The sequence below is a fragment of the uncultured Microbulbifer sp. genome (assembly GCF_947504145.1).
In the GTDB taxonomy this organism is placed as follows: Bacteria; Pseudomonadota; Gammaproteobacteria; order Pseudomonadales; family Cellvibrionaceae; genus Microbulbifer.
Genome location: NZ_CANNGQ010000001.1, coordinates 1,104,158 through 1,121,558, shown reverse-complemented (window position 1 = coordinate 1,121,558; position 17,401 = coordinate 1,104,158). Strand labels below are relative to the sequence as shown.

General features: G+C 52.8%; 18 protein-coding genes and 1 pseudogene. 7 read left to right on the top strand and 12 right to left on the bottom strand.

Translation table 11 applies throughout. The features are described 5' to 3' along the window. Window positions 1-143 precede the first annotated feature (143 nt). Window positions 144-959 (top strand): hypothetical protein, encoded by an 816-nt coding sequence (locus tag Q1A74_RS05040; RefSeq protein WP_299592951.1) that lies wholly within the window; start codon window positions 144-146, stop codon window positions 957-959. A gap of 137 nt (window positions 960-1,096) precedes the next feature. Here the strand turns inward: Q1A74_RS05040 and Q1A74_RS05035 are convergent. Next, a pseudogene (locus tag Q1A74_RS05035) lies at window positions 1,097-1,270 on the bottom strand (IS3 family transposase); the annotation flags it as partial. A 307-nt stretch (window positions 1,271-1,577) separates the two neighbouring features. Between Q1A74_RS05035 and Q1A74_RS05030 the strand changes: the two are divergent. Then, window positions 1,578-2,255: a DUF998 domain-containing protein gene (locus Q1A74_RS05030; protein WP_299592949.1), complete on the top strand. Its 678-nt coding sequence runs from the start codon at window positions 1,578-1,580 to the stop codon at window positions 2,253-2,255. A gap of 124 nt (window positions 2,256-2,379) precedes the next feature. Then, window positions 2,380-3,384: a hypothetical protein gene (locus Q1A74_RS05025; RefSeq protein ID WP_299592947.1), complete on the top strand. Its 1,005-nt coding sequence runs from the start codon at window positions 2,380-2,382 to the stop codon at window positions 3,382-3,384. A gap of 61 nt (window positions 3,385-3,445) precedes the next feature. On the opposite strand, the gene Q1A74_RS05020 is transcribed toward Q1A74_RS05025, so the two are convergent. Further along, window positions 3,446-4,228, bottom strand: a complete 783-nt coding sequence (locus tag Q1A74_RS05020; RefSeq protein WP_299592945.1) for an OmpW family outer membrane protein — start codon at window positions 4,226-4,228, stop codon at window positions 3,446-3,448. Between the two features lie 369 nt (window positions 4,229-4,597). Here Q1A74_RS05020 and Q1A74_RS05015 point away from each other — a divergent pair, with 369 nt between their 5' ends. Further along, window positions 4,598-6,979, top strand: a complete 2,382-nt coding sequence (locus Q1A74_RS05015) for a DNA polymerase II (protein WP_299592943.1) — start codon at window positions 4,598-4,600, stop codon at window positions 6,977-6,979. Window positions 6,980-7,016: 37 nt separating this feature from the next. Here the strand turns inward: Q1A74_RS05015 and Q1A74_RS05010 are convergent, their stop codons facing one another. From Q1A74_RS05010 to Q1A74_RS04985, 6 genes are all read right to left on the bottom strand, one after another. Next, window positions 7,017-7,394 (bottom strand): hypothetical protein, encoded by a 378-nt coding sequence (locus Q1A74_RS05010; protein WP_299592941.1) that lies wholly within the window; start codon window positions 7,392-7,394, stop codon window positions 7,017-7,019. A 196-nt stretch (window positions 7,395-7,590) separates the two neighbouring features. After that, a complete protein-coding gene (locus tag Q1A74_RS05005) occupies window positions 7,591-8,139 on the bottom strand; it encodes a hypothetical protein (RefSeq protein ID WP_299592939.1) in 549 nt (182 codons plus the stop codon). A 40-nt stretch (window positions 8,140-8,179) separates the two neighbouring features. Continuing rightward, window positions 8,180-8,440, bottom strand: a complete 261-nt coding sequence (locus Q1A74_RS05000) for a hypothetical protein (RefSeq protein WP_299592937.1) — start codon at window positions 8,438-8,440, stop codon at window positions 8,180-8,182. A 267-nt stretch (window positions 8,441-8,707) separates the two neighbouring features. Then, window positions 8,708-9,172 carry a hypothetical protein gene (locus tag Q1A74_RS04995; protein WP_299592935.1) on the bottom strand — a complete coding sequence of 155 codons (465 nt, stop codon included), beginning with the start codon at window positions 9,170-9,172 and terminating at the stop codon, window positions 8,708-8,710. After that, the gene (locus Q1A74_RS04990; RefSeq protein WP_299592933.1) at window positions 9,159-9,833 is read right to left on the bottom strand and encodes a response regulator transcription factor; all 675 of its coding nucleotides are present in this window, start codon (window positions 9,831-9,833) and stop codon (window positions 9,159-9,161) included. The genes Q1A74_RS04995 and Q1A74_RS04990 overlap by 14 nt, the downstream gene beginning before the upstream one ends. Further along, window positions 9,830-11,089 carry a sensor histidine kinase gene (locus tag Q1A74_RS04985; protein WP_299592931.1) on the bottom strand — a complete coding sequence of 420 codons (1,260 nt, stop codon included), beginning with the start codon at window positions 11,087-11,089 and terminating at the stop codon, window positions 9,830-9,832. The genes Q1A74_RS04990 and Q1A74_RS04985 overlap by 4 nt, the downstream gene beginning before the upstream one ends. 239 nt (window positions 11,090-11,328) lie before the next feature. Between Q1A74_RS04985 and Q1A74_RS04980 the strand changes: the two genes are divergently transcribed. From Q1A74_RS04980 to Q1A74_RS04970, 3 genes are all read left to right on the top strand, one after another. Continuing rightward, window positions 11,329-12,159, top strand: coding sequence for a DUF2306 domain-containing protein (locus tag Q1A74_RS04980; RefSeq protein WP_299592929.1), 831 nt, complete (start codon window positions 11,329-11,331; stop codon window positions 12,157-12,159). A 37-nt stretch (window positions 12,160-12,196) separates the two neighbouring features. Continuing rightward, on the top strand, window positions 12,197-13,120 hold the full coding sequence (locus Q1A74_RS04975; protein ID WP_299592927.1) for a M14 family metallocarboxypeptidase: 924 nt from the start codon (window positions 12,197-12,199) through the stop codon (window positions 13,118-13,120). 205 nt (window positions 13,121-13,325) lie between these two features. Beyond that, entirely contained in the window at window positions 13,326-14,201 is an 876-nt protein-coding gene (locus Q1A74_RS04970) for a hypothetical protein (protein WP_299592925.1), read from the top strand. Here Q1A74_RS04970 and Q1A74_RS04965 read toward each other — a convergent pair. The 4 genes from Q1A74_RS04965 to Q1A74_RS04950 form a co-directional block, all read right to left on the bottom strand. Continuing rightward, window positions 14,198-14,557 carry a hypothetical protein gene (locus tag Q1A74_RS04965; protein WP_299592923.1) on the bottom strand — a complete coding sequence of 120 codons (360 nt, stop codon included), beginning with the start codon at window positions 14,555-14,557 and terminating at the stop codon, window positions 14,198-14,200. The genes Q1A74_RS04970 and Q1A74_RS04965 overlap by 4 nt on opposite strands. A gap of 2 nt (window positions 14,558-14,559) precedes the next feature. Then, a complete protein-coding gene (locus tag Q1A74_RS04960) occupies window positions 14,560-15,114 on the bottom strand; it encodes a hypothetical protein (RefSeq protein ID WP_299592921.1) in 555 nt (184 codons plus the stop codon). 210 nt (window positions 15,115-15,324) lie between these two features. Then, window positions 15,325-15,774, bottom strand: a complete 450-nt coding sequence (locus Q1A74_RS04955; RefSeq protein WP_299592919.1) for a GNAT family N-acetyltransferase — start codon at window positions 15,772-15,774, stop codon at window positions 15,325-15,327. A gap of 91 nt (window positions 15,775-15,865) precedes the next feature. Next, window positions 15,866-17,164: an amidohydrolase family protein gene (locus Q1A74_RS04950; protein WP_299592917.1), complete on the bottom strand. Its 1,299-nt coding sequence runs from the start codon at window positions 17,162-17,164 to the stop codon at window positions 15,866-15,868. Window positions 17,165-17,401 lie beyond the last annotated feature (237 nt).

Genomic DNA, 17,401 nt, shown 5'->3' with positions numbered 1-17,401 from the left:
CTTCGGTGCTGGGCGAACAAAGGTTTGCGTCGATTATGGAGTCGTACTTGCATGTAGACGGTTTTTTAGTTGGAATGCTCGGTTCGGAGTATGTTTGAAGTCCAACTTGATTCATGTGGTTTTGAGTAAATTAGCGGGGTTAAATGAATTTTGTGGCCGGGAAAATTTTTAAAAATTACGTCAAGCGAATATTAATATCTTTGTTTACGGCGATCTCTCTTCCAGTGGTTATTTTGTTGATGTTTAAAGCCGATGGTATAAATTATGATCCCAGGCATCTATTTTTTGTACTGACTTTTTTTGCTGGATTTTTTTTGGGTTTAATATCTTCGATTATTAGTGACCGGAAAGGGCCGATCGACAACTGGAATACGTGGTCATCACTTGCTTTTAATCAAAAGCTATCAATTTTCATACTGATTTTCACCTTGTCACCATTGATCGTGAGAGCGGCAAAGCTAACAGAATTAGAGAGGTACTTAACTCCTATCTTTTACGGGTACTGGTTGTGCGGTCTTTCTCTTTTGGTTTTCGTGATTTTGTTTAAGCTGTTGTCTCCCCAAATATATGCTTATAAGACCTTGCAGGATTTCAAATTAGAAGTTAATAGTCTTATTGGGCTTCGCGACCAAGCTAGAGAGGCGTTGAATAGCATTAATGCGAGGGAGCGTAATAATAAACTCTATGAGTCTGAAAAACCGTTCTTGAGCCAAGATAAAATTTTTTTACAAAAAATTATTGAAAACAAGAAGGTTGATATTGGTGATGCATACGCAGTTTTAAAGAAGAGGCTTGCATATCATAATAGTTTAGGTCGGTTTTTTGTGGTGGTTTTTCTTACGGCACCCTGCTGTGTGTTACCGCTGATTTTTACTTCTAATGTGCTACTAGTATTTGACCAAGGATATAATTTATTTTCAGATGGTTCATCAATATTGAAATCATTAGTAGTGAGGTAACAATGTAATAAGTCGGTGTACGCCGGCAGCTTACTATGTGTACCTTTCATGCGGTCGCTCAGCCCGCTTTTCCGGTAAAAATTTTATGCAACGTAATCTGAACCGCCCCGAGTTTCGCGGAGGCCATTTGGTTTGAGTCAAGCGGCTTGCGGAATAGCGGCCTGACTCTGTTCGTATAGTGCCTCAAACTCCACAGGCGGGATATTACCAATGGGTTCAAGGAGATGCTGCTGGTTGAGCCAGAATACCCAGTTCAGAGTTTCCCATTCCAGTGCTTACAACGTTTTCCAGGGCCCCTGCTTGTGGACCAGTTAGTAAATGGGGTCAGATCAACATTGTGACACCCATTGACACCCGCTGAGCTTTCCATCCATTAATCTAGGGCCATAGCAAACGGTAAGAGAAATCTTGATGGCCAGATTGCCGCGCGTTGGTCCTGCAGGGATTCCGCGGCATGTCATATAGCGAGGCAACAGTCGTCAGGTTTGCTAATGTTCTGAACAGGACAAAATCGCCTAAAACAGTATTCAATGAAATTCGATATTCAGGTACATGCCTAGGTATTGATGACCAACTACGCCCACCTGCTGGGAACTCCGGATAAACGAGGTTGGGTTCATGGATAGGAAACCACTAGACACAGAAATTGATCACCACACGGCAAAATTTATCGTGGGATTTATCGCGTTGTCACTGGCGGCTTTTACAGACTTGCTGACGCCTCGGGTCAGTATTAGCTCGATTAGTCTGTCATATCATTTAACGGATAATGCCCGAAACGTATTCGTTAGCTCTCTCTGCGTAATATCGGCTTTTCTCTGGTCGTATAATGGCTATTCCTTGTTTCAAGCTGTCTTAAGTAAAGTTGCAGCAGTCGCTGTCGCAGCAGTGGCATTTTTTCCATGCGATTGCTTTACCGGTCGGTTTGATGGCGGGGCAGCTAGAGAAGCCACGGTGACCGGGGTTGTCCATACGGCCTCGGCAATTTCAATGTTCATTATCCTCGCAATTTTTTGTTGGCTGTTTTACCTGAGAGCTAGAAATAAAGGTTCCAAAGAAGCGAAGGTTAGGGGGCTAATTTATAGGGTCTGCGCAGTGGCCATGGTTGGCGCTATGTCCGTGCAGTTGCTCGATATTTTGGGGGTAGACTTTAGCGGTATTACCCAGCGGCTGACTTACTATGTCGAAGCGACAGGATTGATGGCATTTGGTGTGGCATGGATGACGGCGAGTCGTATGTTGCCATTTATTACTAATGAAGATGAGCGTGTAAAAATTGAGCTTTCTGGAAGGTAGCTGATTTCATGTGGTTGTGCTCATTTCTCGGTGCTGGTTGTTTTCTGCTCAATTTCGGGTGAATTCAGCAACGATTCAGTTGCGCTGGGTTAAAAAGCAGGTGTGAATCTAAGGAAAACGCACCATGCGCCGGCTCCCATACCGATTACTCGCCGCTCTCACCATCACTTTGACGCTCGGTGGCTGTGTTACCTATCCATCTACACCTGTGGTCGTCGGGAACACCTATGTCCGTGAGGCCCCTCCGGTTTACTCCTATTCAGTGATCACCGATCCCGGCTATCGCTACTACGACGATACGCTAGGTGTTTACGTATTCTACGACCGCAGCGACGTTTTCTATCGACAGGGGCATTACTATCGTTGGCATCATGACCACTGGATCAGCGCCAGTCACTGGGGTGGCCGTTGGCATCCCGCCCCCAACTTTTATATCTCGGCAAATTTCAATGATCGCTGGCATACGCGCTTGCGCCGCCACGGCCATCGTTATGCGGGAGGGCACCACCACAAGCCGCCGCGCCGGCAGGCTTATGACGACGGTTACAAGCGGCGGGATCGGCATGACAGTAACCCATACCGGTATGATCGTCGTGAGAAAGGCAAGGATCGTCGTGAGGAGCGCGAGAATCGTGGCTGGGACGGCGCAAACGGGTTTGTTGGCGTAGCCAAGCCAAAGGGGCGGGCATTCCAGGCAGATAGTCGGAGTGGGGACCGCCGTAACGATCGCCGAAAAGACCGCGGCAGTGAACGCCGCAACCCAGGTCGTAATGTAACCAGGGACGAGAGGGTAGTTAAAGTTGAGGGCAAGCCGACCGGTATTCGGGACCCACGTATTGTTTCTGCAGTAGATCGTCCAGCGAATGATCGCCGCGCGGTGCGCGACACACTCAAACCACAAAGCCAGCGCGCCCAGCCCCAGCGCCAGTCGCAGCGCAAAGCGCCAAATGAACGACGCAATACTGCGGCGAAGCCAGCTCCGCGCCAGGAGCGCAAGCAACCAAAGAACGAGCAGCCAAAGAAAAAGGAAAAGAATTCCAAGAAGAATGCGGATAACCGCAAGCAGGTGCACATTGTCCGTGAGCCGCGTACCCGGCGGTCCAATGAGGCACGCCGTCAGATTGATTGATCCCGTCCACAAAAAAGGGCGCCGAAGCGCCCAATAGAATCTGCCGAATATCGAGCGTCAGTCAGAAAGAGAATTTGTACCCCACTGACAGATTGAACATCCAGGGATCATAGCTGTAGTCCCCGGAATAGGACTCAAAAATAGGGTCTATATCCGAGGGCGGTGGTACGTCGTCAAAAACCCGTACCCGCAGATCTGTCTCGGATCTGGCGTACATTGCGGCGACGTTGACCAGCCAGGAGCTATCGCGCCCGAAATTGAAATCCATACCCATTTGCCAGGTGTAGCCCCAGGCATACCCCATATCGAAGTCACCGCGCAGACCAAAGTCTGCCAGGTCGTCCCGCAGCTCACGTCTAAGACTGCCCTCACCGAAGTCGGTATAGCTAATGCCACCGCCTATATAGGGCTGAACCATGCAGGTCTCATCCAGGGGGTAGTATTTCAGGCTCAGGGTGCTGATGTCGGCATCAAAACTGACCACGTCGCGATAGTCGACATCGCCGAAGCCGAAGGTGAAAAAGCCGTCAGCATGACTGCTGGTATGGTTGTCGCCATCCATATAGCCAAGCTCGATGCCCCAATGCTTGTTCGCTTTCCACTCGAGGTTCCCATACCAGCCCCACTCGGAACCTGGGTCAACGTTTGAGCGGAACGCATCGAAATACTCGAAGGTCTCGTCGACAAAGCTAACCTGGTCGTCATTGGGCTCAATGTAATAGCCGCCGACCCGGACAATCATGTCCTGTGGTCCGGTCAAGCCGAGGGGGTTCGCCGAGGCGGCACTGCTTAGCGCCAAAGCCAATGGCGCCAGGATAGGCGAAAATTTCAAAATCCGTTTCATTCGAGGTAACTCCTTTTATACCCATGAATTAAAAAGTGTAATACAGCCTTTTTCGGTGTACGGAGACGCAACTGGCTTTAGGTGCCAAAAATGTACTCAGACGCGACGAATGTGTGTTGATTGCATGTTGTGGTGCGTGGGTATGCGCTGGATGTTTCGTATGGGGGTAACGCGTTTTGGTCGCCACACTCTGAGCGTCTCAGAAATTTTCTTCTGTCATATTTGATGGCAATGCATCATTGCTCTGGTAAGGGTCGCAGGGGCTTCTGGTACAGGTCTGGATGTTGCTGATATCTGTTCATTTATCCAGTAGAATGGCGTCCATCACCAACACAATTCCCAACCCAGACCTCAACCCGGTACAGCCTCTTGCCCCAAGGATTCCTCCTCACCCGCCACAGCTTTGATCAGCGCGGCAGCACCTGTATCCACTACTGGCTGGCCACGCCCGAGGGCCCGGTCAAGCTGGTTATTGAAGGTGAGCGCCCGGTCTTTATGGTCAAGGTGGCGGATCGGCCCCAGGTAACCGAGGCGCTGGCCGGCGTCCCCCACGACTGGCAGCAGCTGGGCTTCCAGACCTTTGGTCGCGCGGAAGCGGCCATGCTGTATTTCCCCACCATCGATGCTCACCGCCGGGCCCAGGGACTGCTGCAAACTCGTGGTATCGAGGTATTTGAAGCAGATTTTCGTCTCCACGACCGTTACCTGATGGAGCGCTTTGTGCGCGGTGGCCTCTACTTTGAAGGCGTGACCCGGGCCAAAGAGGGCTATACAGAGTATCGGCAGGTCCGCCTCAAGGGCGCCGAGGTGCAGCCGGATTTCAAGGTGGTGTCTCTGGACGTGGAGTGCTCAGGCCAGGGTGAGTTGTATTCCATTGGTCTATACGGCCATGGGGTAGAAGAGGTGCTGATGGTCGGTAATCCGGAGGCCGCCGACACCACTATCCACTGGGTGGATGACGAACGGGCGCTACTTCAGGCTCTGGAAGCCAGAATCCAATCTCTGGACCCGGACATCATCATCGGTTGGGCGGTGGTGGACTTTGATTTTCGGCTGCTGGTGAAACGGGCAGGGCGCCATGGCCTGCGCCTGAAGCTGGGGCGCGGTGGCAAAGACGCCCGCTGGCGAGATGGCCGCGAAGGCAACCAGGGCTTTGTGACGCTGCCGGGGCGGGTGGTGTTGGACGGCATTGACGGACTGAAGAACGCCACCTACAACTTCGAAAGCTTCAGCCTGGAATTTGTGGCCCAGACGTTGCTGGGGCGGGGCAAGGACACCGAAGACGTGGACAACCGCCTGGCGGCGATTGAACACGACTTCCGCCACAACAAACCCAAGCTCGCCGCCTACAACCTGGAAGACTGCCGCCTGGTTTGGGATATTTACCAGCACACTCGCTTGCTGGATTACCTGCGCCTGCGGGCACAGCTCACGGGCCTGGAGCTCGACCGCAGCGGCGGCTCGGTGGCGGCGTTTACCAACCTCTATTTACCCAAGCTACACCGCAGCCGCTATGTAGCGCCCAACCTGCCGGCCGATGGGGGCTTGGCCAGCCCAGGCGGCTATGTGATGGACTCTCGGCCGGGCCTGTACGACAACGTGCTGGTGTTGGATTTCAAGAGCCTGTATCCCAGCATTATCCGCACTTTCAAGATCGACCCTATTGGGTTGATTGAGGGATTGGCTGAGGCCGAGTCTGAGGCTGAGAGCGAGGACTGGGTGGGCGGAAACAGCATCCCCGGTTTTCGCGGCGCGCGCTTTTCCCGCGACAAGCATTTCCTGCCAGACATCATTACCAACCTCTGGGCGGAGCGCGACATTGCCAAGCAGGCGCAGGATGCCGCCCGCTCCCAGGCGATCAAAATTATCATGAATTCATTTTATGGGGTGCTGGGAAGCGGAGGCTGCCGTTTCTACGACACGCGCCTGGCCAGCTCCATCACCCTGCGCGGCCACGAGATCATGCAGCAGACGGCGCGCTGGATTGAGGAACTTGGTCATCAGGTCATCTACGGCGATACCGACTCGACGTTTGTCTGGCTGAGTGGCAAGCCCAGCCCGGAAGAGGCAGATACGATCGGCAATGGCCTGGCGAGTGAGATCAACACGCGCTGGCAGAACAAGCTCAAAGACGAGTTGGCATTGGCGTGCGAACTGGAGCTGGAATTCGAAACCCACTACCAGCGCTTCTTGATGCCCACTATTCGCGGCTCGGAGGCGGGCTCCAAGAAGCGCTATGCGGGCCTGGTGGTGAATGGGGATAAGGAAAAGCTCGTATTCAAGGGCCTGGAAACCGTGCGCAGCGATTGGACGGAATTGGCCAAGCAATTCCAGACAAAGCTCTACGGAATGGTGTTTAAGGGTGACGACCCGTCCGACTATATCCGCGAGACGGTGGAGAAAACCCGGGTAGGGGAGATGGATGAGCAGTTGGTCTATCGCAAGCGGCTGCGGCGCAAGCTTGAGCAGTACGTAAAGAACATACCGCCCCAGGTGCGCGCGGCCAGAATGGCCGATGAACACCGCCGCCAGCAAGGGCTCGAACCTCGCTATCAGAACAAGGGCTGGATCCGCTACGTGATCACCCTCAGTGGCCCGGAGCCGGTGGATTACCGCCAGTCACCAGTCGATTACCAGCACTATATCGACAAGCAGCTGAAGCCCGTGGCCGATGCCATCCTACCCTTCATCGATCTGGATTTTGATTCTTTAGTGGATGGGCAGCTGGGGCTGTTCGAAGTAACCGATTGAGCATTGGTATGACGAAAAAGCGGACTTGGCGGCGTTTTTATTCAGCGTTCAAGCAGATGTCACAGGCGAAGTACTGTACCGTATTGCCGCACTGTAGCTCTGCGGTGTTTCCCGCTCTCATCTCCCAAGAACAGCTTTCATCACCGACATTGGCTGTTCCGTACGAGAAGCAGGGTAGGTAGTCGTAGTTATCATGTAATTGCTTAAGCGATATTGGCTCTGCTTTCTTGAAGAATTTTTGAGTAGATTCTACCGAAACCGTGAAATCCGAACAGAACTGTATTTCGTTGTTGTCTGTTTTCGAACCGTTGACTGCGGTTATCTCAATCTCGCTTGAATCATTAGGCGGCGCGCAGCCTGCAAATAGAGTTATCCAAGTAATAACCAATAAACGATACATAGACTTGCTTACCATGTGGCGCTACTCACTCTTAGGTCATCAAGATCATTACAGTTACAGATCGATTACCGGCACTATATCGTCAAGCAGCTGAAGCCGGTGGCGGATGCCATATTTCCGTTTATCGATCTCGATTTTGATTTGTTAGTGGATGGGCAGCGAGGTCTGTTTGAGGTGAGTGATTGAGCAACGATCCGGAACGTTCCTGACTTTAATCTTTGCAAAGAAGGTTTTGATCAAATTTGCTGATCTCAACCTGATCTTTGTAGGGCTGCCCAAATAAACGCGTCGCCCAGTCTACTGCTCCACCGGGTAACTCTTCCAGAGTTTGCAAAGTGCTGAGTTCGATGTTTCTGAGCATGCCGGGTAGCGTACGCTCGACGTCGCTGAATACTTGACGGATGGTGTTATCGATTTCGTTTCCATACCCGAGTGTGTAAGACGTTGGAAGTTCAACGCCTTGTTCCGCAGCAAACAGCGAGTAATTATTTGAAAGTACGTAGCCAAATTTGCCGGCTGACCACCTTCGCCCAAAAGTGATACAGGCACCGTTGCTGTCGGCGGGCTCAAACCCTGTGTAAATGTAGAGTCCAGAAGGGGAATGGTAGGTGGCCTGAGTTTGCTGGTAGGGGCTGATTATTACTGATGGGTCGTTGATAAGTTTAAAGCCCAGATCCGCAAGAAATGACTGGGCTAATTTATGAAATCGAAACGCCTCAGGTCCCGTATTTGCGTCAGGTCTACCAGGCAATATTGTCATATTTCGCCACTCTAAACGGTCTGGGAAAACTCAGTTTAATCTAGCAGTTGCGTAAATTGATGCCAGTTAGTGCAAAATTTGGCGCGATGAGTATTTCTGCTCGGGTGCTAGAATATTCGCCAGTTTCGCTGAATTCCGCCCCGCACTGGCTGCCCGCGACGAAAATCCGCAGTCCGAATTCCAACAGGCGGTGATCGCGGTGGTAGAAAAAGTTACCCAAATCGGCCCGGCGGATGACAATAACGACATCATCCCTGCAACGGTCGTTTCGAGCGGTGTGATTGAAAACCTGTTGAGACAACTGGGCTTGTGTTCCTGCGTTATCGACGCGCGCTACAAGAATGCAACGGAAGTTTCTCGTTGCCGTCCACATACAACGCCGAACAGCGCAAGCAGTTGCAGTTTGTACGTCCATCAAATACATGGTAAACGTTGAGTAATCGGGAGGAAGGTCGTTTTCGGAATCTAGCGGCCGAAGATACCATCCTGCCCTTCATCGATCTGGATTTTGATTCTTTAGTAGATGGGCAGCTGGGGCTATTTGGCGCGACCGACTGAAAATCGATTCCTAACTACTCTTCCCATCAGTGGCTGGTTTGGTCACTACTGGCCACACCAGCCCCGCCCGTATTCCCGCCAATAAAATGACATACGAAGTTTCCATGGTAAGAAAAACTCCAATCGGATGGTCTGGCACCCCACGCACTAGCAAGTAAGCAAGATAAGCCGCGGTCAGCAGGTTGCCTATTAGCCCGATGTTCAGCGCATACCCCCGAGCCTCCCAGAGCGGTTTGCTGAACAGGATATTTAATGCCGCGGTGGCGGCGAGCATCAGGCCGGGCAGCATGAGCAGTATGCGGCGTTGCAGGGCGGTATCCGATTGCCAAATGTCTGCCCAAACTGCACCAAAATGCCCGTATGCGCCCAGGGTGAGAAAGAAGCCGAGAAGTAAACCGCATACTGCTGCGAGCTTGCACAGCGCGTTGCGTGGCGATTCTGGTGAGGTTGAATGTACTGCGCTAGAAACCGACATCGCGCTCTCCGACATTGGCCAACCCACATTCATACGCGAACACCACGGCCTGGGCGCGATCGCGCAGCCCCAGTTTTGATAGCAGGCTGGAAACGTGGGTTTTTACCGTAGCCGGGCCGATAAACAAGGCTTCGGCGATTTCGGCGTTGCTCTTGCCGGCGGCAATTGCTGTTAGTACTTCGCGCTCCCGGGAGGTGAGTCGTTCCAGTCGCTCGGCCAGGTTACGCCCGGTTCCCAGCTTCTGTGCGAATTCGCTGATCAGGCGCTTGGTGATACCCGGGGCCAGCATGGCGCCGCCATCGCCCACGGTGCGCACGGCTTCTACCAGGGATTCCGGCGGAATGTCCTTCAGTACAAAGCCGCTGGCTCCGGCCTGAAGTGCGCGGAATACGTATTCGTCGGGATCGAAGGTGGTAAGGATGATGACCCGGCTGGTGGCGCCGTTTGTTGTCAGGATTTGTGCTGTGGCTTCCAGGCCATCCATTTCCGGCATGCGAATGTCCATCAGGATTATATCGGGCTGATGTTCACGGGCTGCATTAATTGCCTCGATGCCGGTGCCGGCCTCGGCCACTACTTCAATATCGGGTTCGTTATCCAATACCAGCGCGAAGCCGCGCCGTACTAGCGCCTGGTCATCCACCACCATTACACGAATCATTGTGTTCCCCCATCTTCACTGGGCAATTCTGCATAGACTTCAAAGCCGCCGCGATCCAGTGCGCCTGCGCGTAAATATCCCCCGAGTATATCAGCGCGTTCGCGCATGCCCGTAATACCGTGTCCGCCATCGGTTTGTTCTGTCGTCGATGTTTGCCTTACGCCTTGTCCGTCATCGCGAATGCGTACGGTTACCTGACTTGGTTCTGCGTGGACACTGACATGCACACTAGCGTCGGCACCGACATGTTTGATCACGTTGGTTAATGATTCCTGGACGATGCGGTAGGCGGCGAGGGCGGTTCTGGCGGGTATGCCGCTGAGTTCACCCCGGGTTTCATATTCCACTTTGGCCAGAACTTGTTGCACCTTTTCGATCAGGGCGGGTAGGTCACCCAGATCTGGTTGTGGCGTAAGCGTTGTTTCGTTACTGACGGGGCGCAGGACGCCCAACAGGTGTCGCATTTCTGCCAGAGCCTGACGGCCCGCTGCTTCCACCGCAGCCATGGCTTCGCTGGCGGCTTCCGGGTTGTTGCGACAGATAGTTCTGGCAGCGCCGGCCTGCACGGTCATCAGGCTGACCTGGTGTGCCACCACATCATGCATTTCGCGCGCGATGCGGGTGCGTTCGGCTGCGACAGCGCGCTCGGATTCCGCATGGCGTTCGCGTTCCAGGTACTCGGCGCGCTCTTGCAGTAATCGCAGGTGTTCGCCGCGAAAGCGCAGCCGCCGGCCGGTGTGCCACAACGCCCATGCCAGCACGACGGCAACGATACCTCCGGCCGTCGGTTCAACGGGTATCCGCTCGTCCAGAACAATATACGCAAGTGTCGCCACGACCGCGATCAAGCTGATGCGGGTGTTTGCCTCGTATCTGCCAAGGCTGTAGAGCGAAAACGCCAGAGCAACGATACCTTCCGCGGGCAGGCCCAGCTCCAGTACCAGCGTTGCTCCGAGTGCCACGGCGTGCGCCTGCCACGGGAAGCTGCGACGCCACAGCAGGGCGAAGCAGCCGACGAAGGCGCATTGAAAAGCGGCGACATCCCACAGGCTCTGCAGGGCCAGCACATCGCTTGCGCTTTGGCGCGACCACATCAGCAGCGTCAGTACAAAGGCGAGGATAGCGATGAGTGGATCGGTCAGGTGTGGCCAGCGCTCAAATGGCCCGCGCCAGGGTCGCCAGACCGGGAGCTTGGGCAATTCAGTTTTGGCCTGGTGCACTTTATGCGCGGCTGTATTGGGGAGCGGTGACTTCATTGCTGCATGCTAAACCAGGTGCGTTGGGCTGTCATGAGTCTTGCGAGGGAGGCGGGCGCTGCGCCATCTCCACCTTTTGGGGGAGATCAAAATCCGGCCTACGGGCGATGTTCTGGTCTGCGAAAAGGCTGACCATGGTCGCTGGGCATATAGCGCCCAAGATCACGAGGACTGCGCAGTGAAAGCTATGGAGAGCCTCATTAGTAAAAGCCCCGCAATCAATCGCCTGGAGAAAAACAATGAACGACGCCGTACTCAGTACAACACTGCCCCGCCCATTCGATGCACGGCGGGCCGTCAATCTGGCGGTGACATCCTGGTTTGTTATCGCGGCGCTCGGCCACGCGTTGTTCCTTTTCTATATTCTTGCTGTGTTCTATCCGCCCATTGCGCAGTCTGGGCTGTCCGGCTTGCAGAGCCTGGAGCACCTGCCGGCTGGCTTTCGCGAGGGCGATACCCTCGGCAACCTTGCCGCGGTCGCGCACGTGCTCCTGGCCGCGATTGTGATTGGGGGCGGGCCATTGCAGCTGATTCCCGCCGTGCGCAAACATGCGCCTACTTTCCATCGCTGGCTGGGCCGCAGTTATTTGATGGCAGCCGTGATTGGCAGTGTGGGCGGGCTGTATATGATCTGGACACGTCACAGCCTGGGCAATCTCTGGTCGCAGGTCACCATCTCCATCGATGGTGTCTTGATTCTGGTGTTTGCATTTCAAGCCCTACGCAACGTATTGGCGGGCCGGATTGTCGCGCACCGGCGCTGGGCTATGCGCCTGTTTATGGCTGCCAGCGCGGTATGGTTTTTACGTGTGGCGCTGATGGGTTGGGCGACGTTGACGGGTGGTTGGGGAATTGATTGGGAGACTTTCACTGGCCCCTTTGTGTACGCACTGGGCGTAGGGCAGTACCTGGTGCCTCTGGCCATGCTGGAATGGTACTTCATTTGCAAGAGGCGCGAAGCAGGCCCGCTCGTGCAGGCCGCCTTTGTAAGTACTATGGTGCTCCTGACAGTTTTTATGGCTATTGGTATCTTTGCCGCTACCATGGGGATGTGGTTGCCTCGAATATGAGTTGACCGGCCCCAGAAAACAGCGGAGAACAAACGCCATGAGTCCAACACCTGCAACCTATTCTATCGGTATCCCCGGCAAGCCTTGGGGCGATGCTGAATGCAACCAGTGGTTGTCGCGGCAGTGCCGTCAGCGCAGCTACGAATCTGAGGTGTTGAGTAAAATCGAGCAATTGCATTCGCGCTTCGATGTGGAAGAGTACGGTCGCCTTGAATATGGCGATGAATGCTTTCCGCTGGTGGCGATCCGCAGCCGTGATTGGAATAACGATCTGCCGGTGATGCTGGTGACAGGCGGGGTGCATGGCTACGAAACCAGCGGCGTTCACGGCGCGCTACTGTTTGTAGATCAGCATGCTGAGGATTACGCCGGTCGCGTGAATCTTATGGTGGCCCCCTGCGTCAGCCCCTGGGCTTATGAGCGTATCCACCGCTGGAACCCCAGCGCCATCGACCCGAACCGTTCTTTCTATGACAACAGTCCTGCCGAAGAATCCGCAGCACTGATGCGCCTGGTGGCGCCGCTGGTCAATCGCGTAGTGATGCATATCGACCTGCACGAAACCACCGACACCGACGAAACCGAATTCCGCCCCGCACTGGCCGCCCGTGACGGCAAGTCGTTCACGCCGGGCGGTATTCCTGATGGCTTCTATCTCGTGGACGACAGCGAAAACCCGCAGCCGGAGTTTCAGCAATCGGTGATCGCCGCGGTAGAAAAGGTCGCGCATATAGCCCCGGCCGACGACAACAATGAAATTATCGGTTCACCGGTGGTTGCGCGCGGTGTGATTGAATATCCCCTCAAGCAACTGGGCCTCTGTGCCAGTATCACCAGCGCTCGTTATAAAACCACGACAGAAGTCTACCCGGACAGCCCACGGGCTACGCCCGAGCAGTGTAATACTGCACAGGCGGTAGCGGTGTGTGCGGCGATTGATTACGCACTAACGCATCAGTAAAAAGTCAGATTACCTGGCAGGCCTATCGAAAGGAAGCTCAGTGAGGTGATCTTCCATTTGTGAGGTGACTCTCACATTCGCGTGCCAAGCGTACTTGAAGCGTAACGATAACCTTGGTAGGGGGTGTTATGAATGCCATGTTTCATTCTTTGCATGGTAGAGTAGCCTTTGATCCGATTACTCAGGAATGTATTCGCGCAGTGCCATGGATGCTTTAATACCTCTCCTTCTTATATTTATTGCTCTCAATAGTAAGCAGCTATCAAAAGATAAGCTCTATCGAGCAAATGTATTCGCCATTGTGGGGATTCTATACTTCGTATTTTTGCAATACTTGCATTATTGGAATCGAATTTTTCATGTGGAAGGAGCTGCTCGGTATATTCCAATATTGATTGCTGTATTGATGGCTGTGGGAGCGTGCCTTTCACCTTGGGCTAGGCGTAGCCAGGTCATCAAAACTACAAACCTTTGCATACTTTTTGTGGTGCTTCTAACCTCGACATACATGTTTGATGTTTCTATTAAGGAGTGGCTTGCAGAGAAGGGCGGATTTTATAGTTCTCGACTAACGGTGCCTCTAGCTAGTGGCGCCGATGACCATAATGGATCTATTGAATTTCATTCAGTTGGCTTAGAAATGAAGGCCTTCGATGGATGGGTTAAGGCCGAGCTTCCTTCCGGTCACAAGTACTTGCTGTATGAGAAGGATCCGGGACACCGTATTGAGGTTCGCCCCAACTGTATGGGTGAAATGCAGGTAGATACTCCTACGTATGTTTCGAAGATCCTCCAATCCTATGAATCTGGTAGGCGAAATGTCAGCTCCAGTTACGAGTGTGGCGGTTCCGCCGATCTGAAAATGTGCTTGGTCAAAGCCACCTATCCATCTGAAACTCAAGGTGTTCAGCGCTGGCACTGGTTTGCCGAGCAGGGCAGTAATATGGGATTTACGGTGGATTATATACTGTCCGGGGACGATAAAGCCCTGGAGGATAAGGTTATGGAGCTAATGGTATCCACCCGAATAGTGGAAAAGCGTACAGCTCTGATGTGCCGTACGCCAGCCGCTTGGCTTTAATTCGCCCCGACTTGATCGGCGAATTCCTTGATCGCCGGGCACTCCCATTCAGTATTGCCCACACTTTTCGCTGCATCGCTGTATAGCTCGGCTCGCTGTGAAGGGGTGGCATTCTTGATGGCAGACCATGCCAGATAAGCGTCGCTCGAGGTGTTCACAACTTTGGAGAATGATTGATCAAGTAATTGTGAACGCTCTTCGGGTGTAAGGTCTGAATACCCTTCATCTTGTACTAGGTCTGTAAATTTATCGCAAAAAATTTCAAACTCGTTGGGGTAGGAGCTTGTTTCTTGGGTGTCTTTTTCCGTGCAGGCGCTTAGGAAAATCAAGGTTGCAACTAATGGTACAATTTTCATGCTCATTTTCTCTTTATTGCCTCCCAATTGAATCCACCGTTGACGCCAGTTTGGTATGGCTTTTTTGGCCGGTATACTTTTAGAAAGTCAGTTGGTTGATAGTCTGCAACCAGATTGTTATTGGCGTCGCTAATATAAACCCAGAGACCTATATTGCTTACCCAGGCGGTTCCACCTTTGCTAGCAATCGTCATTGCTGCAATTTCAGGAGCGGAAAAGCTGTACGTGCTGCACGGGACAATATACTGGGAGTACTTAGAGGGTTCTTTAGACCTAACTTTCTGAAGCTTTTGCTGGGTATCGTCATCTACAACAGCTTTAGTAAGCCCTGTAGCAATTGCGGCGGGCGCAGAAAGGAAGCCCGTGGCCCAAATTCCAACATCGACCGCGCCTGGTTTAGAACCCTCTGCTGCGTAATTAACCGCCCAGGTCGCAGGGGTTATTAGCGCTCCTGCTATTTTCTTTCCGGTTTGCTCGAGCCCAATTGATGCAATCGTGCCACTTATGGTTTGGATAGTATTCTTATGATTTTGAATGCTTGATACCTGTTCAGTCATGCCCAACTCCTTTTGGTTCCTGTGCGCGCAATTTTGATTGCTTCTTTGTTTTTTATCAAATACAAAAAATCGTGTCAGAGTGGAATTGATCGATTGGTGCGCTTTTTTGCATTTTCTGATATATCAATATTCCACAATTGGGGCGGCGGGCAATAAGTTGAGCGAATTCTGTGGGAGAATTTACCGATGATCATATATCTCGGGAAATCGCTAGGAGAGGCCTGCATAGTGCATGATCACTATATCCCGCCCCTGTTTCTGATAGGTATGAAAGCGATCGACGATAGCCGAAGGCAAGCCGGCTTCTTCCACGACGATATAGCCGAGTGATTGGTAAAACGGTATCAAGTGCTGATAGGGGAAGGTGAAGGTACTGTGGTCATAGGCTTCATTCATGTGACTCAGCAGCAGCCGAGCCACACCTTTTCCACGATGCTCTTCAGCAACGGCCACACCCGTGAGTAGCTGGCTGTCGGTGAGCTTACGCAGGGAGCCACAGGCTATGATCTGGTTGGACTCATTCCGCACCACCATACAGGGATCATGCCGGCGGGCTTTGCCGCGAAAGTTGTGGTTTCGGTAGAACTTGTTCGCCAACGGCATCTCGACATCGGAGAGCCATTGGGTGGTGAATGAATCAGTTGCGGATTGTGAGGGCATGTAATGTGTGTTTATTCGTATTGAAATGACCGCCAGCACGGTTTTGCGTGAGAGCGTGGCGAAATGGCTGAAGAGCTATTCTGCACCACATTCACTGCTCTATGTTTGATTGGTTTATATCAATGCTGTTTTTCAGGTTGTCTTTGTAGATTCTCCCATCCTTCATAATCAATACAAAGTTCTTTTCGGGGTTACCTACTAATTCGAGATTTTCTAGCGGGTTACCGTTTACCAATATCAGGTCGGCATAGGCACCTTCCTTGATGACACCCAGTGGTCCTTCTTGATAGGGGTGCCTGGGGCCGCTGAGCTCCAGTAAGCGGGCGTTTTCAGAAGTGGCGATCTTCAGCACCTCATAGGGGGAAAACCATTTTCCCAAGCGGACAAGGTACTCGCTTTGCTGGTGTGCTTTTGATGCGTCCAATAACTGATCAGAACCAAAGGCAAGGTTGACGCCCACCTTTTTTGCCAACGGATATAGATCCGCGACCGCAGCTGTGACCTGCTTGAATTTCTCGGCACTGATTGGGTCGTCCCAATTCATATCTGCCTCGAGCATTGGCTGGGGGCTTAGCCATGCTCCTTTTGATTTCATCAATTTCAATGTGTCTTCTGAGGCGAAAAATCCGTGTTCGATACACATCACTCCAGCTTCAATGGCGGTGCGTATGCCCACATCTGTCATTACGTGGGACGCGACATAGGTGTTGTAATTTGTGGCTTCTTCGACAACTGCCTTTATTTCGTCGACTGAATATTCGCTGACATCCAGAGGATCAAATAGCGATGAGACTCCACCACCGGTGGTGATCTTGATTTGGCTGGCACCGGACTTGAGGATGTCGCGCGTTCTCAGTCGTACCTCCGGGACGCCATCGGAGGTCATCGCCATCATATTGCGTTCCCAATAATTGAGGTATGACTTGTCTCGCGGTGTATCGGAAGGTACCCCGTAGTGATCTGCGTGGCCCGCCGTAGGGCTCATGAATGGACCTGAGGGAAGAATGCGGTGGCCGGGATACTCTCCAGCGTCAATGAGCTTTTTAATGGCGAAGGGGTTGCCCCCGGTGTCCCGCACTGTGGTGAAACCACGGAGAAGGGTTTCTTTTGCGCCGGTCATACTGCGAATTGCCACCTCGGCCATGTCCCCGCGATTGAGCAGCAGTATGGAGGCGGGGGTGTATGCGTATGTCACATGCCAGTGGGCGTCGATCAGCCCTGGAATAAGGGTTTTACCGGCAGCGTCGATTACATTTGCGCCTGAGGGAGCCTCGATATTGGTGCCCAGGCGTGAAATCAGGTTGCCTTCGATCAGGATGTCCGTGTTCGGCATGAGTTTTTGATTGACGCCGTCAAACACGTTGGCATTAATGATCAACGTGGTGGTCATGCTGTCCTGAGCCTGCCCGTGGAAAGTCAATGATGTAAGGAAGATTGTGGCGAAAATCAGGCGGGAAAGGCATCGCATTCTGTCGTACTCGTTACGATTTGAGTTGTTCAGGGGCGCAGCTGATGAGTGACCTCAATTGTAGACAACGGTGATGAGACGTCTGGCAACATGGGCCCTCATGCTAACGGCGTACCGCAAAGTACGCGAAAGCACTTGGTGTTCGGCACGCGACCTGAC